Genomic DNA, 24067 nt, shown 5'->3' on the forward strand with positions numbered 1-24067 from the left:
GTGAGGAGAGAATCCTAAGGCGCTTGAGAGAACTCGGGTGAAGGAACTAGGCAAAATAACACCGTAACTTCGGGAGAAGGTGTGCCTCTGGTACGTGAAGTGACTTGCTCATGGAGCGGAAGGAGGTTGCAGAAATCAGGCCGCTGCGACTGTTTACTAAAAACACAGCACTCTGCAAACACGAAAGTGGACGTATAGGGTGTGATGCCTGCCCGGTGCCGGAAGGTTAATTGATGGGGTCAGCCGCAAGGCGAAGCTCTTGATCGAAGCCCCGGTAAACGGCGGCCGTAACTATAACGGTCCTAAGGTAGCGAAATTCCTTGTCGGGTAAGTTCCGACCTGCACGAATGGCATAACGATGGCGGCACTGTCTCCACCCGAGACTCGGCGAAATTGAAATAGCTGTGAAGATGCAGTGTACCCGCGGCAAGACGGAAAGACCCCGTGAACCTTTACTACAACTTTACACTGGACTTTGAATAAGCTTGTGTAGGATAGGTGGGAGGCTACGAAACCGGGACGCCAGTTCCGGTGGAGCCAACCTTGAAATACCACCCTGGTTTGTTCGGAGTTCTAACCTAGATCCGTGATCCGGATCGGAGACAGTGTATGGTGGGTAGTTTGACTGGGGCGGTCTCCTCCCAAAGAGTAACGGAGGAGCACGATGGTACCCTCAGCGCGGTCGGAAATCGCGCAGTGCGTGCAAAGGCATAAGGGTGCTTAACTGCGAGACGGACAGGTCGAGCAGGTGCGAAAGCAGGTCTTAGTGATCCGGTGGTTCTTAGTGGTAGGGCCATCGCTCAACGGATAAAAGGTACTCCGGGGATAACAGGCTGATACCCCCCAAGAGTTCATATCGACGGGGGTGTTTGGCACCTCGATGTCGGCTCATCACATCCTGGGGCTGTAGCAGGTCCCAAGGGTATGGCTGTTCGCCATTTAAAGTGGTACGCGAGCTGGGTTTAGAACGTCGTGAGACAGTTCGGTCCCTATCTGCCGTGGGCGTTTGAGACTTGAGGGAAGCTGCTCCTAGTACGAGAGGACCGGAGTGGACGCACCCCTGGTGTTCCGGTTGTCACGCCAGTGGCACTGCCGGGTAGCTATGTGCGGACGGGATAACCGCTGAAAGCATCTAAGCGGGAAGCCCCTCCCAAGATGAGGTCTCACTGGATACTTGATATCCCTAAAGGGCCGTCCGAGACTAGGACGTTGATAGGCTGGGTGTGGAAGCGCGGTAACGCGTGCAGCTAACCAGTACTAATTGCCCGTGAGGCTTGACCATATAACACCCAAACGGTTTGTATGGTCGGTAAGGCGCGACAAGCGACATCCTCGCCGATGACAACTTTCTGAATTTTGGAAATCCGGGGACGGGTTCGACCGTCCCGGGTTTTCGATACCGTCTTCCTGGCGGCCATAGCGAACAGGACCCACCCGATCCCATTTCGAACTCGGAAGTGAAACTGTTCAGCGCCGATGATAGTGTGGGGTCCCTCCATGCGAAAGTAGGACACTGCCAGGTTCTTATCCAGACCCCCGTCGACTGACGTCGGCGGGGGTTTTTCTTTTCCGCTATATTGCGCTATCCCCCACCGCACATAGCTCCCGGCCTCCGCCGTCTGGTTCGGCTTGTCATGGCTCCTGAAATGGAGTATTGCTTGGCCTCATGAACGTCTTCATCACCGGCGCCAACCGTGGATTGGGGCTCGGCTTCACCAATCGTTATCTCGCCCGTGGCGATGAGGTGTGGGCCTGTTACCGCGATGACCGGGGCGGTCTCGATGCCCTCGATAACGCGCGCTTGCACCGGGTGGCCTGGGACACGCGCGAAGAGGCCCCGCGCACCGGCGGCATGCTCCCCGAGCGCATCGATCTGCTGATCAACAATGCCGGAATCTACGGACCGAAGGACAACGGCCAGGCGCTGGAAAACGTCACGCCCAAGGTGATGCAGGAAGTCTTCGATATCGACTGTGTCGGCCCGCTGCGCGTCGTGCGATATCTGCTGCCGCGCCTGGTCCAGGCGCGCGGAATCGTCGCCAATCTGAGTTCCAAGATGGGTTCTTCGGGAGATAACAGCAGCGGCGCTTGCTATGCCTACCGCGCGGCCAAGGCGGCACTGGTTATCGTGTCGAAATCCATGGCGATCGATCTGGCGCCCCGTGGCGTGCGCGTCATCACCCTGCATCCGGGCTGGGTGCGCACCGACATGACCGGCCACTCCGGCCTGATCGACGTCGAGGACTCTGTGCGCGGCATGGCCGGGGTAATCGAGCGCATCGATAAATATCCGCCCGGCGCATTCATCGCCTTCGACGGGAAGGAAGTGCCGTTTTAAGGTGAGGCGCGCTCGGTCTTGTCGCTCGGCAGCCCGAGGTTGTTCCACACCGCCAGCGTCGCCTGCGACTGATTCATCGTGTAGAAATGCAGGCCCGGCGCACCGCCGTCCAGCAGTTTGCGGCACAGGTCGGTGGTGACCTCGAGGCCGAAGGCGCGCAGCGAGGCCATGTCCTCGCCGAAATCCTCCAGTCGCTTACGGATCCAGCGCGGGATCTCAGCGCCACAGGCGTCGGAGAAGCGCGCCAGCTGGGTGTAGTTCGTGATCGGCATGATCCCGGGCACGATGGGCAGATCCAGTCCCTCCGCCTCACAGGCGTCGACGAAGCGGAAATAGGCCTCGGCGTTGTAGAAGTACTGTGTCAGCGCGGAATCAGCCCCGGCCTGCACCTTGCGCTTGAAGTTCAGCAGGTCGGCGCGCGCCGAGGAGGCCTGCGGGTGCACCTCCGGATAGGCCGCGACCTCGATGAAGAAGTGGCTGCCGGTTTCGGCGCGGATGAACTCCACCAGCTCGTTGGCGTAACGGAACTCGCCCGCCTCGCGCATGCCGGAGGGCATGTCGCCGCGCAGCGCGACCAGGTGGCGGATGCCGTTGTCGATATAACTCTGCAGGATCTCGCGGATATTGTCGCGGCTGGAGCCGATGCAGGACAGGTGTGGCGCCACGTCGACGCCGGTGATCTGCTTGATTTGCACTACCGTCTCGCGCGTGCGGTCCCGGGTCGATCCGCCGGCGCCGAATGTCACCGAGAAGAAGCAGGGATTGAGCTCCGCCAGTTTCTGGCTGACCGTGCGCAGCTTCTCCTCGCCCTCGGCCGTTTTGGCGGGAAAGAATTCAAAGCTGTAGGCCTTGGGGTATTGGCGTTGGGATTTCATCTTGTATGCGAGCCGTGCGCAGAAGAATGAAAAGGAGTTGTGGGGACAGAGTTAAAATCTGTCCCCATGGTGGCTTAATACCGGTAGTGCTCGGGTTTGTACGGGCCGTCAGCGGAGACGCTGATGTACCTGGCCTGCTCGTCCGACAGGCGGGTGAGCTTGGCGCCGATCTTTTGCAGATGCAGGCGGGCCACTTCCTCGTCCAGCTTCTTCGGCAGCACGTAGACCTTTTTCTGGTAATCCTTGGCATTGCGCCACAGCTCGATCTGCGCCAGTACCTGGTTGGAGAAGGAGTTTGACATGACGAAGCTCGGATGGCCGGTCGCGCAGCCGAGGTTCACCAGACGGCCCTCGGCGAGCAGGATGATGCGCTTGCCATCGGGGAAGATGATGTGGTCGACCTGCGGTTTGATGTTTTCCCAGGTGTACTTTTTGATTCCGGCGACGTCGATCTCGTTGTCGAAGTGGCCGATGTTGCACACAATGGCCTGGTCCTTCATCGCCTTCATATGGTCGTGGGTGATGACCTGGAAGTTGCCGGTGGCGGTGACGAAGATGTCCGCCTGTGAGGCGGCCTCGTCCATGGTCACGACGCGATAGCCTTCCATCGCCGCCTGCAGGGCGCAGATCGGGTCGATCTCGGTGACCCACACGGTCGCCCCGAGCCCGCGCAGCGACTGCGCGCAGCCCTTGCCGACGTCGCCGTAGCCGAGCACCACGCAGATCTTGCCGGCGATCATGACGTCGGTGGCGCGCTTGATGCCGTCGACCAGCGACTCGCGGCAGCCGTACAGGTTGTCGAACTTGGACTTGGTGACCGAGTCGTTGACGTTGATGGCCGGGAACGGCAGGTCGCCGCGTTTCTCCATCTGGTAGAGGCGGTGCACGCCGGTGGTGGTCTCCTCGGTGACGCCGCGGATGTTGCCCTTGATGCGGCTGTAGAAGCCGGGCGTCTTGGCCAGCTGCGCGCGGATGGAGGCGAACAGCACGCGCTCTTCCTCGCTGCTGGGGTTGTTCAGTACGCCGGCATCCTTCTCGGCCTTGGAACCCAGGATCGCGAGCAGGGTGGCATCGCCGCCGTCGTCGAGGATCATGTTCGGCGTGCCGCCGTCGTGCCACATCATGATACGGTGGGTGAATTCCCAGTATTCCTCCAGGCTCTCGCCCTTGTAGGCAAAGACCGGGATCCCACGCGCTGCGATCGCGGCGGCGGCATGGTCCTGGGTGGAGAAAATATTGCACGAGGCCCAGCGGATTTCGGCGCCGAGATCCGCCAGCGTCTCGATCAGCACGGCGGTCTGGATCGTCATGTGCAGGCTGCCGGCGATGCGGGCGCCCTTGAGCGGCTGCTCCTTGCGGTACTTGTTGCGGATCGCCATCAGGCCGGGCATCTCGGTCTCGGCGATCGCGATCTCCTTGCGGCCCCATTCGGCGAGTCCCATGTCGGCGACCTTGTAATCGGTGGCCACGTTCTTTGCGGCGGGTGTGCTCATTATCCGTTCCCCTAACTGGTTGATGGGTGGTTGGGCGCGACTCAGCCGCGGCCGGCGGCGGCGCGCAGCGCGGCAGCCTTGTCGGTGTTTTCCCAGGAGAAACCGTCGCCGCTGCGGCCAAAGTGACCGTAGGCGGCAGTCTGGTTGTAGACCGGGCGCAACAGGTTCAGCATCGCGATGATGCCCTTGGGACGCAGGTCGAAATGTTCAGCCACCAGGGCGGCGATCCTGTCGTCGGGAATGGTGCCGGTGCCGTGGGTATCGACCGTGATATTCATCGGCCGCGCCACGCCGATCGCGTAGGCGACCTGGATCTGGCACTGCTTTGCCAGGCCGGCGGCGACCACGTTCTTGGCGACGTAACGCGCCGCGTAGGCGGCCGAGCGATCGACCTTGCTCGGGTCCTTGCCGCTGAAGGCGCCGCCGCCGTGGGGGCAGGCCCCGCCGTAGGTATCGACGATGATCTTGCGCCCGGTCAGGCCGCAGTCGCCGTGCGGGCCGCCGATGACGAAACGGCCGGTCGGGTTGATCAGGTACTTGGTATCCTTGAGCCACTCCTTGGGCAGCACGGGTTTGATGATCTCCTCGATCACCGCCTCGACGAACGAGGACTTCATCTTCTTGGACGATTCGCTCTGGTCGGGGCTGTGCTGGGTCGACAGCACCACGGTGTCGATCGAATGCGGTTGGCCGTCGACGTAGCGCATCGTCACCTGGCTCTTGGCGTCCGGGCGCAGGAAGGGCAGCTTGCCGTTCTTGCGCAGCTGGGCCTGGCGCTCGACCAGCCGGTGGGCGTAGTAGATCGGCGCCGGCATCAGATCGGGGGTCTCGTCGCAGGCGTAGCCGAACATCAGGCCTTGGTCGCCGGCACCCATGTTCAGGTAGTCATCGCTCGCCTGGTCCACGCCCTGGGCGATGTCGTTGCTCTGCTTGTCGTAGGCCACCAGCACGGCGCAGCCCTTGTAGTCCATGCCGTATTCGGTGTTGTCGTAGCCGATGTCCCTGATGGTATCGCGAGCGACCTGGATGTAGTCGACGTACGCGTTGGTGGTGATCTCGCCGGCCAGTACCACCAGGCCCGTATTGACCAGGGTCTCGGCAGCCACGCGTGAGAGCGGGTCCTGCGCGAAGATCGCGTCCAGAATCGCGTCCGAGATCTGGTCGGCGACCTTGTCGGGATGACCTTCGGAGACGGATTCGGAAGTGAACAGATAGGATTTGGACATGGGCTCCTCTTCTTCGTAATGTAAGACGCTGAATTGAAAGACCTCGTTATGACGGCTGGTCGGGCGCGGCCAGGACAATATCGAGTTCCCGCCGTCCGCTGGGTAGGAAGTGCCTAAATATTGTGCATAACGATGGAATTGATTTTCGCGATATATTAGCGGTCTTGCTGTCTGATGGCTAGCGGCACGCGGGCGTCAGCCTGCAGTATTCCCCATGAATTCTCTGTCGAAATGCCCTGGGACCTCCCTTCCCCGGAAGCCAGCCTCCGGATCCGCCCGGACCCGCTATAATGACCGCTCGATTTGCAACACGGCTAGGCACGGCGGGAATGGCACGGCCGCGGCCAATTCGGAGCGGGAGGAGATCATGGTTCGTCTGGAAACACCGGTATGCGATTTCGGGCGCGCACCGCCGCCGTTTTCCCTGCCCGGGGTGGACGGTAAGCGATGGACCCTGGAGGATTGCCGCGGCCCCAAGGGTCTGCTGGTGATGTTCATCTGCAATCACTGTCCCTACGTCCAGTCCGTGCGCGAGCGCATTGTGCGCGATACCCGCGAGCTTGCGGATTACGGCATCGGCAGTGTCGCCATCATGGCGAACGACCCCGCGGACTATCCCGAGGACAGTTTCGACAATATGCGGCGGGTCGCCGCGGAATTCGGCTTTCCCTTCCCGTATCTCTGGGACGAGACCCAGGACGTCGCCCGCGCCTACGGGGCCGTGTGCACCCCCGATTTCTTCGGCTACAACGCGGCGCTCGAGTTGCAATATCGTGGCCGGCTGGATGCCAGCCGCAAGGAAGCCGTACCGGACGCCCGGCGTGACCTGTTCGAGGCCATGAAGCAGGTCGCGCAGACCGGCCGAGGTCCGCGCGAGCAGGTTCCCAGCATGGGGTGTTCGATCAAATGGCGGGGCGGGGAATAGCGCCCGCCCGCAGGCCTCATTGCCGGGATGTTGACACCCGGTGATGAACCGGCCCTCCAGGCGGGCTGCAGATCTTTGTTGCTGGAATCATAAACCTGGGCGAAAATACACGGTTCTTGCTATAGTCGGCACATAAAAATTATCAGCCCGGCCCGAGGGCGGGCGTGGGCGCGCGGAGGGATGGTTGCGGACCGGTGCGAGGGGTGTACGGCCGGTCCGGCGGGTCTGAAACAGGTGTTACCCAACCATGCACGGGCATGGCGGCCAGTGACGGTGGCACCGGCAAGGTCCTCAGCCCACGCCGCCAGTGCAGGGTCCCAGCGAATTTTCTGGTTTTGGATCAGTCCGGTCTTGCGGGGCGATGCGCCCCCGAGCGGCCGGGCTGTCCATTTGGAAGGCCGATCGCCGACGCCCCGCGCGCCGGCCGCGTACTCGGAACAGGTTTTGAAACAGCTAAATTTTTAGGAGACAGAAATGCCATCCCGCAGAGAATTAGCGAACGCGATCCGTGCCCTCAGCATGGATGCCGTGCAGAAGGCCAAATCAGGGCATCCGGGCGCGCCCATGGGCATGGCGGATATCGCCGAGGTCCTGTGGAACAGCTTCCTGAAGCACAATCCGTCCAATCCGAACTGGTGTGACCGCGACCGTTTCGTGCTGTCCAACGGCCATGGCTCGATGCTGATCTATTCGCTGCTGCACCTGAGCGGCTATGCCCTGTCGATGGAAGACCTGAAGAACTTCCGTCAGTTGCACTCCAAGACCCCGGGGCATCCCGAATACGGCTACGCGCCCGGCATCGAGACCACCACCGGACCGCTCGGGCAGGGCATCACCAACGCGGTCGGCATGGCGCTGGCCGAGCGCACGCTCGCGGCGCAGTTCAACCAGCCCGGCCACCACATCGTCGACCACTACACCTGGGTGTTCATGGGCGACGGCTGCCTGATGGAAGGCATCTCGCACGAGGCCTGTTCGCTGGCCGGAACCCTCGGTCTCGGCAAGCTGATCGCGTTCTGGGACGACAACGGCATCTCCATCGACGGCCATGTCGAGAACTGGTTCAGCGAGGACGTCGCCAAGCGTTTCGAGGCCTACGGCTGGCACGTGGTGCGCGCTGTCGACGGCCATGACGCCGCCGCGATCGAGAAGGCGGTCCACGAGGCGAAGTCGGTCAACAACAAGCCCTCGCTGATCTGCTGCAAGACGGTGATCGGCTACGGCGCCCCGAACCTGTGCGGCAGCCACGACTGCCACGGCGCCCCGCTGGGCGATGAAGAGATCAAGGCGACGCGCGAGAACCTGGGCTGGAAGTCCGCCCCGTTCGAGATCCCGGGCGAGATCTACGCCGGCTGGGATGCGAAGAAGAAGGGCGGTATCGCCGAGCAGGCCTGGGGCGAGAAATTCAAGGCCTACAAGGCCGCCCACCCCGCCCTGGCCGCCGAGTTCGAGCGCCGCGTCAACGGCACGCTGCCCGCGAACTGGGAACAGCACGTGCAGGGCTATATCAAGGCCTGCGCCGAGAAGGGCGAGAGCCCGGCCACGCGCAAGGCCTCGCAGATGGCGATCACCGCGCTGGCCAAGGTGTTGCCCGAGTTCCTCGGCGGATCCGCTGACCTGACCGGTTCCAACCTGACCAACTGGCCGGAATGCAAGGCCATCACCAACACCGTGGCCGATGGCAATTACATCTCCTACGGGGTGCGCGAGTTCGGTATGTCCGCGATCATGAACGGCGTCGCCCTGCATGGCGGCTTCATTCCCTTCGGCGGCACGTTCCTGATGTTCTCCGAGTACGCGCGCAACGCCCTGCGCATGGCCGCATTGATGAAGCAGCGTTCGATCTTCGTCTACACCCATGACTCCATCGGTCTCGGCGAGGACGGCCCCACCCATCAGCCGGTGGAACAGACCGCCACGCTGCGCCTGATCCCCAATATGAGCGTGTGGCGCCCGTGCGATACGGTCGAGACCGCGGTGGCCTGGAAGGCCGCGGTGGAAAACAGCAAGGGTCCGACCAGCCTGATCTTCTCGCGCCAGAATCTTCCGCACCAGGCGCGCGACGCCGCCCAGTTGGCGAACATCGCCCGCGGCGGCTACGTGCTGCGCGACAGCCAGGGTGCGCCGGAAGTCATCCTGATCGCCACCGGCTCGGAAGTCGACCTGGCCATGAAGGCCGCCGAGCAGCTCAGCGGCAAGGGGCGCCGCGTGCGCGTGGTGTCGATACCGTCCACCGATGTGTTCGACAGGCAGGACAAGGCCTATCGCGAGTCCGTGCTTCCCATCGCCTGCCGCAAGCGCGTGGCCATCGAGGCCGGCGTCACCGATTACTGGCGCAAGTACGTTGGACTGGACGGCGCCGTGGTCGGGCTCGACCGCTTCGGCGAATCGGCGCCCGCCGGCGCGCTGTTCAAGGAGTTCGGCTTCACCGTGGAAAACGTAGTCAAGGTCGTCGAGGCCGTGCTCTGACAGATTTCAATTCAGCCTTGCGAGGAGAGAAACAATGGCAATCAAAATCGGCATCAACGGATTCGGGCGCATCGGCCGCATGGTGTTCCGCGCGGCGGTCAAGGAAGCCGAGTTCAAGGACATCGAGATCGTCGGCATCAACGACCTGCTCGAGCCCAGCTACCTGGCCTACATGCTGCAGTACGATTCGGTGCACGGTCGTTTCAGCGGTGACATCAAGGTGGACAACAACACCCTGATCGTCAACGGCAAGAAGATCCGCCTGACCGCCGAGCGGGATCCCGCCAACCTGAAGTGGGGCGAGGTCGGCGCCACTGTGGTGGTCGAGTCCACCGGGCTGTTCCTCACCAAGGAAACCTGCGAGAAGCATCTCGTCGCCGGCGCCAAAAAGGTCGTGCAGTCGGCGCCTTCGAAGGATGACACCCCGATGTTCGTCTACGGCGTCAACCACGCCAAATACGCGGGCGAGACCATCGTCTCCGCCGCCTCCTGCACCACCAACTGCCTGGCGCCGATCGCCAAGGTGCTGAACGACAACTTCGGCATCAAACGCGGCCTGATGAGCACCGTGCATGCCGCCACCGCGACCCAGAAGACCGTCGACGGTCCTTCGGCCAAGGACTGGCGCGGCGGCCGCGGTATCCTCGAGAACATCATCCCGTCGTCCACTGGCGCCGCCAAGGCCGTCGGCAAGGTGATCCCCGAGCTGAACAAGAAGCTGACCGGCATGGCGTTCCGCGTGCCGACCTCTGACGTCTCCGTGGTCGACCTGACCGTGGAACTCGCCAAGGACGCCAGCTACGAGCAGATCTGCGCGGCGATGAAGAAGGCCTCCGAGGGTCCGCTCAAGGGCGTCCTCGGCTATACGGACGAGAAGGTGGTGTCGACCGACTTCCGCGGCTGCTCCATGCCCTCGATCTTCGACGCCGAGGCCGGCATCGCCCTCGATCCAACCTTCGTCAAGGTCGTGTCCTGGTACGACAACGAGTACGGCTATACCTGCAACATGCTGCGCTTCGTGCAGCACGTGGCCAAGTAAGCGAGAGAATGAAAGGGGGCGGGATCGATCCGCCCCCTTCTGTTTCCGCGGCCCCGCGCCAATCCGGCAGCAAAGAAGATTTAGCTGAAGCACCGTCTTGATCTAAATCTTTTTAGCGGAGAAAGAAATGTCTGTCATCAAGCTGAACGATCTCGACCTCAAGGGCAAGCGTGTGCTGATCCGCGCTGACCTCAACGTGCCGGTGAAGGACGGCGAGGTGACCTCGGATGCGCGCATCACCGCCTCCATGGCCACGATCAATCATTGCCTGAAGCAGGGCGCGAAGGTCATGGTGACATCTCACCTCGGTCGCCCGACCGAAGGCGAGTGGTCCGAGGAAAACTCGCTGAAGCCGGTCGCCGACAACATCGGCGCGCGCCTCGGCAAGCCGGTGCGCCTGATCAAGGACTGGGTCGACGGCGGTTTCGACGTCGCCGCCGGCGAACTGGTGGTGCTGGAGAACTGCCGCATCAACAAGGGCGAGAAGAAGAACGTGGACGAGACCGCGAAAAAGTACGCGGCGCTGTGCGACGTCTTCGTGATGGACGCCTTCGGCACCGCCCATCGCGCCGAGGCCTCGACCCACGGCGTGGCGAAGTTCGCGCCCGTCGCCTGCGCCGGGCTGTTGCTGACCGCGGAGCTGGTGGCGCTGGAGAAGGCGCTCGCCAATCCGAAACGCCCGATGGTCGCGATCGTCGGCGGTTCGAAGGTGTCGACCAAGCTTACCGTGCTCGAGTCGCTGTCCGAGAAGGTCGACCAGATGGTGGTCGGCGGCGGCATCGCGAATACCTTTCTTGCCGCGGCCGGCAAGAAGATCGGCAAGTCGCTGGCCGAGATCGACCTGATTCCGACCGCCAAGGGCTTGATGGAGAAGATGCGGCAACGCGGCGCCTCGATCCCGATCGCGGTCGATGTGGTCGTCGGCAAGAAGTTCGACGCCAACGAGCCCGCGGTGCTGAAGGACGCCTCGGCGACGGCCGACGACGACATGATCTTCGACATCGGACCGAAGAGCGCGCAGCAGCTCGTCGACATCATCATGAAGGCGGGCACCGTGGTCTGGAACGGCCCCGTGGGCGTGTTCGAGTTCGATCAGTTCGGCGCCGGCACCAAGAAGATCGCCGAGGCGATCGCCGCCACCTCGGCCTTCACCCTCGCCGGCGGCGGCGACACCATCGCGGCGATACAGAAGTACGACATCTACGACAAGGTGTCCTATATCTCGACGGCGGGAGGCGCCTTCCTCGAATATCTCGAGGGCAAGACGCTGCCGGCCGTCGCCATCCTGGAAGAGCGTGCCCGCGGGCGCGGCTAGACAATATAGGGAGTTGTATCATCCTGCTATGACGCAAGAAAGACATCGTTTACGGCGCACGAAGATCGTCGCCACCCTCGGGCCGGCCACCGACAGCCCCGGGGTTCTGGATCGCATGGTGCGTGCCGGCATGGACGTCGTGCGGGTGAATTTCTCCCATGGCGAGGCCGCCGATCACGTCCGCCGCGTCGAGGCGGTGCGCCAGGCGGCGCGCAACGCCGGGCGCGAGGTCGCGGTGCTGGCCGACCTGCAGGGACCCAAGATCCGCACCGACCGCTTTGCCGAGGGCAAGGTGTTCCTTGAAGAGGGTGAGCGCTTCGTTCTCGACGCGGGCTGGCCCGCCAATGGGGGTAACAAGGATCGTGTCGGCATCACCTACAAGGAGCTGCCCAACGACGTCGTGAAGGGCGACAATCTGCTGCTCGACGACGGCAAGATCGTGCTGGAGGTGACGGAGATCTCCGGCGGCGAGATCATCTGCCGGGTGCTGGTGGGCGGCGAGCTGTCCAATAACAAGGGCATCAACCGTCTCGGCGGCGGCCTGTCGGCCGCGGCGATCACCGACAAGGATCGCGCCGATATCAAGGTCGCCGCCGCCATCGCGGCCGATTACGTCGCGGTATCCTTCCCGCGCAACGCGGCCGACATCAACGAGGCGCGCGAACTGCTGCGCGCGGCGGGCGGTCACGGCGCCATCGTGGCGAAGGTGGAGCGGGCCGAATCCCTGGCCGGCATCGAGGACATCATCGCGGCCACCGACGTGGTGATGATCGCGCGCGGTGACCTCGGCGTGGAGATCGGCGACGCCGAGCTGCCTGGCGTGCAGAAGCACCTGATCCAGCTTTCTCGCAGCATGAATCGCGTCGTCATCACCGCGACGCAGATGATGCGTTCCATGGTGGACAGTTCGATTCCGACCCGCGCCGAGGTGTTCGACGTGGCCAATGCGGTGCTGGATGGCACCGATGCCGTAATGCTCTCCGAGGAGACCGCCACGGGGCGGTATCCCGTGAAGGTGATCGAGGCCATGGACCGCATCTGCCGCGGCGCCGAAAGCCAGAAGGTCGCCGTGCTGTCGCGCCACCGGGTGGACTCCGAGTTCCAGCATATCGACGAGGCGATCGCGATGGCCTCGATGTATACCGCCAACCATCTGCGCGTGCGGGCGATCGCGGCCCTGACCGAATCCGGCTCGACCGTGCAGTGGATGTCGCGCATCAGCTCCGGCATCCCGATCTACGCCCTGACCAAGCACGAGGCCACCCGGCGCAAGGTCAGCCTGTTCCGCGGGGTCTATCCCGTGGCGTTCGACTCGGCCTCGCAGCAGCATATCGAGGTCAACCGCGAGGTGATCGACGAACTGGTGAAGCGCGGCACCGTGCAGGCGGGGGATCTGATGATCATTACCAAGGGTGACCAGATGGGCATGCATGGCGCGACCAATACCATGAAGATCATCCGGGTAGGGGATTACTGATTGCCGCGGCTATCCCGGCCGCGGTTTAGCCGATGATTTTTCCGGGAAAGAATTTAGAATAGACAGACACGACGGGTTTACTGGTAAGGAGAAACGCTATGGCCTTGATATCACTTCGTCAGTTACTGGACCACGCCGCGGAACACAATTACGGAGTTCCGGCGTTCAACGTCAACAATCTGGAGCAGATGCGCGCCATCATGGAGGCCGCGGCCGAGACCGACAGCCCGGTGATCGTGCAGGCCTCCGCTGGCGCGCGCAAATACGCCGGTTCGCCGTTCCTGCGCCATCTGATCCTGGCCGCCATCGAGGAATGGCCGGACATCCCGGTCGTCATGCATCAGGACCACGGCGTCAGCCCGGCGGTGTGCCAGCGGTCGATCCAGCTGGGATTCTCCTCGGTGATGATGGACGGCTCCCTGAAGGAGGACGGCAAGAGCCCGGCCTCGTATGAGTACAACGTGGACGTGACGCGCAGGACGGTCGAAATGGCCCATGCCTGCGGCGTGTCCGTGGAAGGTGAACTGGGTTGCCTCGGGTCGCTGGAGACCGGCATGGCCGGCGAAGAGGACGGCATCGGCGCCGAGGGTCATCTCGACCACAGCCAGCTGCTGACCGACCCCGAGGAAGCGGCCGATTTCGTCAAGAAGACCAAGGTCGACGCCCTGGCCATCGCCATCGGCACCAGCCACGGCGCCTACAAGTTCACCCGTCCGCCGACCGGCGACATCCTCGCCATCGAACGCGTCAAGGAGATCCATGCGCGCATCCCGAACACGCACCTGGTGATGCACGGCTCGAGTTCCGTCCCGCAGGAATGGCTGAAGATCATCAACAGCTACGGCGGTGACATGGGCGAGACCTATGGCGTGCCGGTCGAGGAGATCGTGGAAGGCATCAAGCACGGCGTGCGCAAGGTCAACATCGACACCGACCTGCGCATGGCCTCCACCGGCGCGATGCGCAAGACCATGGCGGACAATCCCAAGGAATTCGATCCGCGCAAGTTCTTCGCCGCGACCATCAAGGCCATGAAAGAGATCTGCAAGGCCCGCTACGAGGCCTTCGGCACCGCTGGCAACGCCTCCAAGATCAAACCGGTCTCGCTGGAGGCCATGGTCAAGCGCTACGACAAGGGCGAGTTGGAGCCGAAGGTGACTTGATACCGGACAGATGTCATGTATGAGGCGGCGAACATATGGGTTCGCCGCGCTTGTATGTCAAGGGCGGACTTGGTTCCGCCCTTTTTTTGTATCCATCATGTCCATATGGACGCTTTTCCGCTATACCGCATCGAGCAGTTCGGGTTGCCGGGCGATGCCCGAATTGAAATATTCCAGAGGGGATATCTGAAGGAGTTCCGTGTCTATTCTTTCCAGCAGTGACCGCGATACCAGAGGATCGAATTTTCTCGCGAACAGGGCTTTTGACCCTCTCATCTCATCGAAATCCGAATCGATCAGCGTAGCGGGGAATCCCCGTTCCGGGGCATACCAGTTGATGTACCGGTAATTGAAGCGGGAGGACCCCAAGGGCCGCTTGAGGACGTTTTCCGCGAGGGCTTGGTAGTTGTCGCGATATTCTCTGAAATGGATGGCGTCCTCCTTAAAGGGAGAGTTCAGTACGATGGTCTGGAAAAACATTTCATCCGGTGCGTCAGTGTAACGATAGAACAGCGAGAAATCTGCCCTGCGTGCTATAAATTCTAGGCAGTATTTGACGCAGTCGTGGGTGAGCATCCACCATTGCGATCCACCGTAAGGTTGCAGATCATCGAAATATTTCCTGGGCCGCATGCGGGATAGGAGTTCATTTTGTATGAACCGCTTGTATCGATGCCGGACCGATTTTATGCCCTGCCGGGGATTTGTCAGGACCGAATCCCAGAAGTAATAGTGCTGGATCTTTCGGAGCCAGTTTGGAAAATGTTCGGTGTCGCGCAATGGGAAATAATGAAGATATTGGGTGTTCTTGTCCTGGAAGAATCGAATGATTTCTTCAGTTCTGGCCAGTGGGTAGTCCATTCCGCTGAGAAGTACGTAGTATCGTGCCCGGCAACGCAGCGCGGCCTTCATCAGGGCAATTGTCGCCAGTATCTGGCTATATCCTCTCCAGAATATTTTGTACCGCTCCCTGATGAAATGAACTTTTCTGTTTTCCCCGAGCAGTTTTGTAAAAGGAGTGATGTCTGATCTCTTGTCGATATGAATGAAAAACTCGACGGAGTCATGATCGAGCCTGTCGATCATTCTTGCCAGGTGCCCGGGATGAGCATGAGCCAGGATCAGATAGGCCAGTGTTATTGCTTCTGTCCCCGTCTCCATAGCCGCAGCCCCTCTGAATTCCAGGAAAGTATATTTGGTGAGTTCGCGAGTCTTTTGGTCGTGCGCGAGATCACCCTCATGCTGCGTCAATCATGTGGCGGAATCCCCACGAAGACAAGGGTACTAGTTCTTTGTTATGACCGCCTGCATGAGATCTAGCCAGAAAGAACTAGTAAAAAATGGATCAATCTTGATCTTGATGGGCGGTTTCCCGGAAGAATGCGGGGGCGGTTACTGAAAGGGGGCGCGGATGTTGCTTTATTAAACCTTATAGTACTCGCGATACCACGTGATGAATTTCTCTATACCCTGCTCGATCGAGGTCGCCGGCTTGAAGCCGACGTCGCGCATCAGATCGTCAACATCCGCATAGGTCGCCGGCACGTCGCCCGGCTGTAGCGGCAGCAGGTTCTTTTCCGCCGTCCGGCCCAGGCAGCGTTCGATGGTCTCGATGAAGTGCATCAGCTCGACGGGATTGTTGTTCCCGATGTTATAGAGCCGATACGGGGCCAGGCTGGTACCCGGGTCCGGCTGATCACCGCTCCAGCGGGGGTTCGGCTCCGGGATCTTGTCCAGGGTTCTGATCACGCCTTCGACGATGTCATCGATATAGGTGAAATCGCGCCGGCATTTCCCGTAGTTGAACACGTCGATCGGCTTGCCGGCGAGGATATTGCGGGTGAACAGGAACAGCGCCATGTCGGGCCGTCCCCACGGTCCGTAGACGGTGAAGAAGCGCAGCCCGGTGGTGGGGATTTGGAACAGATGACTGTATGTGTGTGCCATCAGCTCGTTCGCCTTCTTGCTGGCGGCGTAGAGGCTGACCGGGTGGTCCACGTTGTCGTGGACGGAAAACGGCATCCTGGTGTTCGCTCCGTAGACCGAGCTGCTGGAGGCATAGACCAGGTGTTCCACTTGGTAATGGCGGCAGCCTTCGAGGATGTTGGTGAATCCGACCAGATTGCTGTCGATATAGGCCCGTGGATTGATCAGTGAATAGCGCACGCCGGCCTGGGCGGCCAGATTCACGACCCGCTGCGGCCGATGGGTCTTGAACGTATCGGTCATGGCTTCCTGGTCCTCCAGGCTCACCCGCACGTCGGTGAAGCGGTCGTGCTGATTCAGTCGCGCCAACCGCGCGAACTTGAGATTCACGTCATAGTAATCGTTGACGTTATCGACGCCGATAACTTCGTCACCGCGCTCCAGAAGACGCTGCGCCAAGGTGGAGCCAATGAAGCCCGCGGTACCGGTAATAAGGACTTTCATGTCATATCTCTTCTTGAAGAATCAGGGCGGTAGACCTGGGGTAAGGATTGATTCGAATGTGATGAGTGATGAGTAATGAGGTGATTGATACCGTATCATCACGGCTTATCCTCGTTATCATCACCCAACCCATTACCCATCACGCCCCGATCTTTTCTTAATCCTAAGGCATCAGTCCTGCGTCTTAGAGACGCCCATCCACCTGGTCCGCCGGGAACAGGGATTTTACATCGTAAACCACCGCGTTCGGTTTGCCCAGGCGACGGATACCGGCGATGCCGAGATCACGGAACTGCTGGTGTGCGACTGCAAGAATTACAGCGTCATAACTGCCGGGGCCCGGGCTGACGATGGGACGGATGCCGTATTCATGTTCAGCTTCCTCAGCATTGATCCACGGGTCGTGGATGTCGACTTGGGCGTGGTATCCCTTCAGTTCAGCCGCAATGTCGACGACACGCGTGTTGCGTAGGTCCGGGCAATTTTCCTTGAACGCGAAACCGAGGATAAGGATTCTTGAGTCAGCCATCGGTATGCGGCGCTCGGTCATCAGTCGCATTACGCGACCGGCAACATAACCGCCCATATTGTCGTTGATGCGACGGCCAGCGAGGATCACCTCGGGGTGGTAACCGATTTCCTGCGCCTTGTGGGTCAGATAGTAAGGATCGACGCCGATACAGTGGCCGCCGACGAGCCCGGGCCGGAAGGGCAGGAAGTTCCATTTGGTGCCGGCTGCTTCCAGCACTTCCAGCGTATCGATGCCAAGCCGGTTGAAGATCAGCGCGAGCTCATTGATCAGGGCAATGTTGACATCACGTTGCGTATTTTCGATGACCTTCGCGGCTTCCGCCACGCGGATGCTGCTCGCCTTGTGTGTGCCGGCTGTGATGACGCGCGCATATACGGCGTTTACGAGGTCGGCCGCCTCCGGGGTCGAGCCCGAAGTGACTTTGGCGATGGTTGCGAGACGATGCTGCTTGTCGCCGGGATTGATGCGTTCCGGGCTGTAACCGGCAAAGAAGTCCCGGTTGAATACCAGACCCGAGCTCTTTTCCAGCAGGGGCACGCAGATCTCTTCCGTGCAGCCCGGATATACGGTGGATTCGTAGACGACTACATCCCCCTTTTTGAGCACCTTGCCGACAGTGTTGCTCGCGGAGACCAGAGGAGTGAGATCCGGACGTTTGTAGGCGTCGATCGGCGTCGGGACGGTGACGATGAAGAAATTACATGAGGCGATGCCTTCCGCGTTGTCGCTGTAGGTCAGTTTTGGGATATTGGCCAGTTCTTCCGGGCTGACCTCGAGGGTGTTGTCCCGCCCCTCCCGAAGCTCGCTGATACGGCGTCGGTTGATATCGAATCCGACAGTGGGGAAATGTGCGCCCAGGGCCACGGCCAGCGGAAGGCCGACGTAGCCCAGGCCGATGACGCCGATGCGGATATCGTTGAGGTTCAACATGGGGTATCTCGGTAATAGTCAGTTGCGGATGTTACAAGAATGTCAGGTATCAGACTCTGGTGATACGTGATGGGTAATGGGTGACTAAGAGCAAATGTTTTCATCACCCATAACCCATCACGCTCCATCCCATTATAACGGCTGCTCGCCCCGGCCGATTGAGTAATATTTCAAACCGGCCTGTTTTACGATGTCTGGATTATAGAGATTTCGCCCATCGAAAATGACCGTGTTTCTCAGGGTGTTCTTCAGTCTCTTGAAGTCCGGGCTGCGGAAGGTATTCCATTCAGTGACGATAGCCAGGGCGTCCGCGCCCTGGATGGCGTCATCCTGCGATTCGCACAAGGTGAGCCCAGTGTGGTCGCCATAGATGTGCCGGGTTTCCTGCATGGCTTCGGGATCGTAGGCGCGCACGCTGGCGCCGGCGGCCCAGAGTGCCTCCATCAGCACGCGGCTCGGCGCCTCGCGCATGTCATCGGTGTTGGGCTTGAATGCGAGCCCCCACAACGCGATGACCTTGCCCTTCAGGTCGCCGCCGAAGTGCCGGTCGATCTTGCGATACAGGGTCTGCTTCTGGCGGTCGTTCACGGCCTCGACCGCGCGCAGCAGTTCAGCCGAGTAGCCGATCTGCTGGGCGGTGTGTTCCAGTGCCTTGACGTCCTTGGGGAAGCACGAGCCGCCGTAGCCGACCCCGGGGTAGATGAAGTGATAGCCGATGCGCGGATCGGAGCCGATGCCGATACGCACCTGCTCGATGTCCGCCCCCAGGCGTTCCGCCATGTTGGACAACTCGTTCATGAAACTGATCTTGGTCGCGAGCATCGCGTTGGCGGCATACTTGGTGAGCTCGGCCGAGCGGATGTCCATGCGGATGATGCGCTCGTGATTCCGGTTGAAGGGGGCGTACAGTGCGCGCAGGAGTTCGGTCGTGCGGGGATTGTCGGTGCCGACGATGATGCGGTCCGGCCGCATGAAGTCATCGATGGCCGCACCTTCCTTGAGGAACTCAGGGTTGGAAACGACATCGAATTCAATGTCGATCCGGCGCGCCTCCTGTTCCTTTAGGACCGCAGCCTTTACTTTGTCCGCGGTGCCCACGGGGACCGTTGATTTGTTGACGATGACGCGATACTCGCTCATATGCCGACCGATGCCGCGGGCCACCTCCAGGACATATTGCAGGTCGGCGGAGCCATCCTCACCGGGCGGTGTGCCGACGGCGATGAACTGGAACAGGCCATGCGCCACGCCTTCCGCGACATCCGTCGTGAAGTTCAGCCTGCCGGCCTTCAGGTTGTTGTGGACCAGATCATCGAGGCCCGGCTCGTAGATGGGGATCTGCCCCTGTTTGAGCTTGGCGATCTTCCGCGTGTCGATGTCGACGCAGAGTACGTCGTTGCCGACCTCCGCCAGGCAGGTGCCTGTGACGAGGCCGACGTAACCCGAACCAAAAATAGTAATTTTCATGAGATGTGCTCAATAACTCTGCGTGGCGATAATGGAAATATGAATTTAATTGTGGGCGCTATCATAACGTAGCCATGTCGGAGCGTTCTACCCGAATCACGTGCGTAAATGTTATCGGATCGGATAGCGGATGGTTGAAGTGGTGGTTCGTTATGGTCACTGAGTATGGAGGATAGCGCCTTATCGTTACCACTGCCGTCGCCGGGTTGTGATGCCGGAGGGGATGTGGTGGCTAAGCCGGGAATGATGAGGCCGGGCGGAGAAGTTTGGCGCGATAAGACGATCAATTTTGCCCTGATTTTGATATTTTCTGCGCTAAAACGGGGCGTTTCCTTGAAGGGTTGTCTGGCAAGAAGATGTAGGAGGAATCCCTATATAAAATTATTTGTTTAAAAACATGGTATTAAAATTGATTTAGCACTATGGAATGGTAGTTGCTATAATTCGCGAGTCAAGGAAATGACGCTATGCGAACAAGGAGGTAATAAAGGTGTAACCTCACCCGGGTAACCTGGTGTTGTAAATATCTTGAAAAGATGTGGTTAAAAACGCCGATATACTGAAGAACACATGATTATCCTAGCCAGATGTGTTGTAATCTCCGCTATTCCCCACAGTACATTTTGCCCTCATTGCGTATCGGGAGCATACCATGAGCAGGGCTGAGATGTTTCCTGTTTTGAAGAAGGCATCGGAGGGCAACTTCCGTTCCTTCAGGGGAGTCATTCGCGGTCATCACTATGATATTTCCACGCTCCTGCGTTTCATCGATGCCCTACTGGTAGGGGTATCCCTGTGGGCTGTCATTTGGTTTTTCAGCGAGGTCGGAGACTATCGCTACACTCTGACGGCAATCCTGGCCATGGGTCTGTTCTTCGTCATCGGTCAGTTCATGGATATCTACCGTGTGCGGCGCGGGGCGTCTATTTTTCAGGAGATGGTTCAGTTATGCCTGGTCTGGATGGGGGTGCTGCTTGTCCTGTTGCTGATCGGGTACGCCACGAAGAGCTCGGAGGAGTTCTCGCGACGTGTCATCCTGACCTGGATAACCATCGCGCCGATGGTGCTGATCGCCTGGCGCAGCTTTATTCACTATTCCCTGGGGGTGTTGCGCCGCAATGGATTCAATACCTGCAAGGTCGCCATTGTCGGCGCGCGTGATCTGGGTGCGGAGTTCGCCCGAACCATCCTCGACTCGAAATGGATGGGATTGATGCCGGTCGGCTTTTATGACGACAGAAAACCGGCGGGGAACCGCCCATTGGTCAATGAACCGGTCAAAGTGGTCGGTGATCTCGGTGCGCTGGTCAAGCATGCGCGGGAAGGCAAGATCGACGCCATTTATATCACCCTGCCGATGCGCGCCGAAGAGCGGATCAAGAAATTGCTCACCCAGCTATCGGATACCACGGTTTCGGTGCATCTGGTGCCGGATTTCTTCGTCTATAATCTTATGAACGCCGGGCTCAGCAACATCGGTCAGTTCCCCATCGTCAGCATTCATGAGACGCCTTTCAATGGTGTGGACGGTTGGATCAAGCGTCTGGAAGACATCGTGCTGTCCAGCGTCATTCTCACGTTGATCAGCATCCCGATGCTGATCATTGCGCTGGGTGTCAAATTGTCGTCTCCCGGTCCCGTGTTGTACAAACAGAACCGGTACGGCTTGCGCGGAAACAGGATCGAGGTGTGGAAATTCCGCAGCATGACGGTGTGTGAAACCGAGGGCGAGGTCAAACAGGCCCAGCAATCCGATAGCCGCATCACTGCCTTCGGCGCCTATCTGCGAAGGACATCCCTGGACGAACTGCCTCAGTTCATCAATGTGCTTCAGGGCAGCATGTCCATCGTCGGGCCGCGTCCTCATGCGGTGATTCATAATGAGGAATACCGCAAGCTGATCAATGGGTATATGCTGCGCCACAAGGTCAAGCCGGGTATTACCGGGCTGGCCCAGATCAATGGTTGGCGAGGGGAAACGGATACCTTGGACAAGATGGAAATGCGCATCGAATACGATCTCGACTATATTAAGAACTGGTCGTTATGGCTGGACTTCAAGATCATATTCTTGACGGTATTTAAAGGATTTTCCGGTAAGAACGTTTATTGATTCTAAAGCGTGCGGGTTCGCTTTGTATCGATAAGCGACAAGCCTCCTGCACGGAGGGAGTGCGTGCGGTAAGCCAAGGACTGGGCCAGATTTCTCTTCTGTCGACTCGCTTCCGAGCGGAAGAAGATCTTGAGCCTGTGGGTCTTCTCGATTGACATCCAGTCTCGTGCCGATCTGGATGCCTGGTTCCGGAACGGAAAGCACCGAATCTTCCCAGGATATCTTTTAATGACGCCCCGGCCTACTGGCTCATTTGTTGCTTTATTATGTCAAAACACAGCTTGTGACAGGTGGATATTATGCGTGCTGAATGGGTAAGAGAGTCGCGCTACCGGAGAGTTGGCACATGGACGGTGGTGTTCCTGTGCGTGATGCTGGGTCTGGCAAGCCCCGGATTTACTCAGGAGCGGACGATAGTCGCCGGTGAGCTCAGCGGAGATTACCTGATCGGTCCGGATGATCTGTTGGACATAAGCGTATGGAAGGAAGATACGCTGCAACGCAAGGTTGTGGTGAGGCCGGATGGAAAGATCTCATTTCCATTGATAGGCGAGATTCCCGCCGCGGCCCGCCCCGCGGAGGAAATTCAGAAGGAAATAACGCAGCGGTTGAAGAAATATATCCCCGAGCCGGTAGTGACCGTGGTGGTTGAGAAAGTCGCCTCCTACAAAATATACGTGATTGGTGAAGTGAAGAACTCCGGTCAATACCAGGTGGGTCATTATCTGGACGTCGTTCAGGCCTTGGCGTTGGCGGGCGGATTGACCGCATATGCCGCCGAAAACAAGATAAGGATATTGCGTCGCGAGAATGGCGTCGAGATCGCCATTCCGTTCGAGTACGCCAAAGTAAAATCAGGGACCGATCTCAAGCAGAACATCATCCTGAGGCGTGGTGATGTGGTTGTTGTTCCCTGATGCCGAATCGTATCTCATGCGCGGGGGCGGCCTTGGCCATCTGAGTGGGGCTTATTCACGTGCCATCGGGTAGAAGGTTGATGTTTGGGGAGCGCATGGGAGGTCGCGGTGGGAGTTTGACATGGCGGTGTGCCCGGATTGTCCTGGTTATACCGGTATTATTCATGTCATTTCCAATCCAGGCGGATCAGTGGGCGGTGACGCCATCAGTGCAGATGCGGGCATCGCATGATGACAATATCAATTTGAGCGTCGATAACCCGATCTCAGTATGGGGCAGCTCCATATCGCCCCTCTTGGATTTAAGCAAGCGCAGTGCCGCCAGTTCGTACGGAATCGGTGGCAGGCTGATATTCAACCGCTATTCAGAGGAAAGCGTTCAGGACACGAATATCCAGTTATTGACGTTTTCAGGTCGTACCGCTACCCGGCTGAGCAGGTTTGGATTGTCCGGATCATATAAGCGTGACACCACGTTCGCGACGGTTACGGATACCTCCAGCGATGACGATGACGGGCAGCTAGCAGGTGATGTCGATGCCGGTCTGGTGCGGACTCAGGTGAGGCGCAATCGTCTTCTGCTGCGCCCAAGCTGGAGATATACCCTGTCTGAGGTTATGTCGATCGATATGCGGTACATGTTCAATGACACTACGTATAGCGGAGACGGTAGCGAGGTGCTGACGGATTATCTTCGTCAGAGCGCCGAACTTACCGTGATCCGCAGGCTGTCCGAGCGGTCAAACATAACGGCTACTGCCGGCGCCGGACGATATACCACCTCCGGAGAAGGTACCGACACCGACGATTACAGCCTGAGCGCGGGATTCAGGCACGAATTCTCGCCGATGCTGACGATGCAGGTGGGCGTGGGGGTTCGGTCCGCCATATCAACCGTCGACAATTCGGACGTGGAAACAACCGGGGCGTTGATAAATGCCAGTCTGAGCGGAAACCTCTCCGAGTTGACAACCTACCGCATAACCGCCAGCGAGAACTTTCAGCCGAGCGGTATCGGCTCGCTTGTGCTGAGTGACAGCCTGAGCTGGGACATGTCCCATGATCTTTCGCAGAAATTGTCCGTTTCACTCTGGGCAACCGCGTTCAGGAATCAATCCGTCGATTTCAACAGGGCCGCGTCGGACCGGACTCATTATGATGTCGAGCCGGGCTTTCGCTGGAAGCTGGGCAGGGAATGGAGCATGGACGGCTCCTATCGTTACCGGTGGCAGAAGTATCGGGATGATGACGAGGCGGCAAGCAGCAACGCGATATATCTGGCCGTCAACTATGCCTGGCCGAGGATGGCGGTTTCGCGTTGATGGAAATTAATGTTGTAGAATGGGCGGCACCTGGGC

At 59.6% G+C, this 24067-nt stretch carries 17 protein-coding genes and 2 rRNA genes (1 of these 19 only partly in view); 12 read left to right on the forward strand and 7 right to left on the reverse strand.

Annotated elements, in window-relative coordinates:
• The 3 genes from IPM20_13830 to IPM20_13840 all read left to right on the forward strand — a co-directional run.
• Positions 1-1282: ribosomal RNA gene (locus IPM20_13830) — 23S ribosomal RNA — on the forward strand (it extends 1607 nt beyond the left edge of the window).
• A gap of 124 nt (positions 1283-1406) precedes the next feature.
• Positions 1407-1522: ribosomal RNA gene (gene rrf, locus IPM20_13835) — 5S ribosomal RNA — on the forward strand.
• A gap of 144 nt (positions 1523-1666) precedes the next feature.
• Positions 1667-2338 carry an SDR family oxidoreductase gene (locus IPM20_13840; GenBank protein ID MBK9132693.1) on the forward strand — a complete coding sequence of 224 codons (672 nt, stop codon included), beginning with the start codon at positions 1667-1669 and terminating at the stop codon, positions 2336-2338.
• Here IPM20_13840 and metF read toward each other — a convergent pair.
• The 3 genes from metF to IPM20_13855 form a co-directional block, all read right to left on the reverse strand.
• Entirely contained in the window at positions 2335-3213 is an 879-nt protein-coding gene (metF, locus tag IPM20_13845) for a methylenetetrahydrofolate reductase [NAD(P)H] (protein ID MBK9132694.1), read from the reverse strand. The two genes, IPM20_13840 and metF, sit on opposite strands and share 4 nt — an antisense overlap.
• A gap of 74 nt (positions 3214-3287) precedes the next feature.
• The gene (locus IPM20_13850) at positions 3288-4706 is read right to left on the reverse strand and encodes an adenosylhomocysteinase (GenBank protein ID MBK9132695.1); all 1419 of its coding nucleotides are present in this window, start codon (positions 4704-4706) and stop codon (positions 3288-3290) included.
• A 41-nt stretch (positions 4707-4747) separates the two neighbouring features.
• Positions 4748-5932 (reverse strand): methionine adenosyltransferase, encoded by a 1185-nt coding sequence (locus IPM20_13855; protein ID MBK9132696.1) that lies wholly within the window; start codon positions 5930-5932, stop codon positions 4748-4750.
• 367 nt (positions 5933-6299) lie between these two features.
• Between IPM20_13855 and IPM20_13860 the strand changes: the two genes are divergently transcribed.
• From IPM20_13860 to IPM20_13885, 6 genes are all read left to right on the forward strand, one after another.
• Complete coding sequence (locus IPM20_13860) at positions 6300-6857, forward strand: thioredoxin family protein (protein ID MBK9132697.1); 558 nt, start codon at positions 6300-6302, stop codon at positions 6855-6857.
• A gap of 474 nt (positions 6858-7331) precedes the next feature.
• Positions 7332-9326: a transketolase gene (gene tkt, locus IPM20_13865; GenBank protein MBK9132698.1), complete on the forward strand. Its 1995-nt coding sequence runs from the start codon at positions 7332-7334 to the stop codon at positions 9324-9326.
• 34 nt (positions 9327-9360) lie between these two features.
• A complete protein-coding gene (gap, locus tag IPM20_13870) occupies positions 9361-10365 on the forward strand; it encodes a type I glyceraldehyde-3-phosphate dehydrogenase (protein ID MBK9132699.1) in 1005 nt (334 codons plus the stop codon).
• Positions 10366-10492: 127 nt separating this feature from the next.
• Positions 10493-11680: a phosphoglycerate kinase gene (locus IPM20_13875; GenBank protein ID MBK9132700.1), complete on the forward strand. Its 1188-nt coding sequence runs from the start codon at positions 10493-10495 to the stop codon at positions 11678-11680.
• 28 nt (positions 11681-11708) lie between these two features.
• On the forward strand, positions 11709-13157 hold the full coding sequence (gene pyk / locus IPM20_13880) for a pyruvate kinase (protein ID MBK9132701.1): 1449 nt from the start codon (positions 11709-11711) through the stop codon (positions 13155-13157).
• Positions 13158-13255: 98 nt separating this feature from the next.
• The gene (locus tag IPM20_13885; GenBank protein ID MBK9132702.1) at positions 13256-14320 is read left to right on the forward strand and encodes a fructose-bisphosphate aldolase class II; all 1065 of its coding nucleotides are present in this window, start codon (positions 13256-13258) and stop codon (positions 14318-14320) included.
• A gap of 120 nt (positions 14321-14440) precedes the next feature.
• Here IPM20_13885 and IPM20_13890 read toward each other — a convergent pair whose 3' ends face one another.
• From IPM20_13890 to IPM20_13905, 4 genes are all read right to left on the reverse strand, one after another.
• Positions 14441-15571: a hypothetical protein gene (locus IPM20_13890; protein MBK9132703.1), complete on the reverse strand. Its 1131-nt coding sequence runs from the start codon at positions 15569-15571 to the stop codon at positions 14441-14443.
• Between the two features lie 171 nt (positions 15572-15742).
• Positions 15743-16750 (reverse strand): NAD-dependent epimerase, encoded by a 1008-nt coding sequence (locus IPM20_13895; protein ID MBK9132704.1) that lies wholly within the window; start codon positions 16748-16750, stop codon positions 15743-15745.
• 184 nt (positions 16751-16934) lie between these two features.
• The gene (gene tviB, locus IPM20_13900) at positions 16935-18212 is read right to left on the reverse strand and encodes a Vi polysaccharide biosynthesis UDP-N-acetylglucosamine C-6 dehydrogenase TviB (GenBank protein MBK9132705.1); all 1278 of its coding nucleotides are present in this window, start codon (positions 18210-18212) and stop codon (positions 16935-16937) included.
• Positions 18213-18344: 132 nt separating this feature from the next.
• Positions 18345-19679 carry a UDP-glucose/GDP-mannose dehydrogenase family protein gene (locus IPM20_13905; protein ID MBK9132706.1) on the reverse strand — a complete coding sequence of 445 codons (1335 nt, stop codon included), beginning with the start codon at positions 19677-19679 and terminating at the stop codon, positions 18345-18347.
• 667 nt (positions 19680-20346) lie between these two features.
• Here IPM20_13905 and IPM20_13910 point away from each other — a divergent pair.
• The 3 genes from IPM20_13910 (at position 20347) to IPM20_13920 (ending at position 24031) form a co-directional block, all read left to right on the forward strand.
• Positions 20347-21792, forward strand: a complete 1446-nt coding sequence (locus IPM20_13910) for an undecaprenyl-phosphate glucose phosphotransferase (GenBank protein MBK9132707.1) — start codon at positions 20347-20349, stop codon at positions 21790-21792.
• A 299-nt stretch (positions 21793-22091) separates the two neighbouring features.
• Complete coding sequence (locus IPM20_13915; GenBank protein MBK9132708.1) at positions 22092-22709, forward strand: polysaccharide biosynthesis/export family protein; 618 nt, start codon at positions 22092-22094, stop codon at positions 22707-22709.
• Positions 22710-22873: 164 nt separating this feature from the next.
• Entirely contained in the window at positions 22874-24031 is a 1158-nt protein-coding gene (locus tag IPM20_13920; GenBank protein MBK9132709.1) for an outer membrane beta-barrel protein, read from the forward strand.
• Positions 24032-24067: the final 36 nt, after the last annotated feature.

This window comes from Gammaproteobacteria bacterium (assembly GCA_016716465.1).
GTDB lineage: Bacteria > Pseudomonadota > Gammaproteobacteria > SZUA-140 > SZUA-140 > JADJWH01.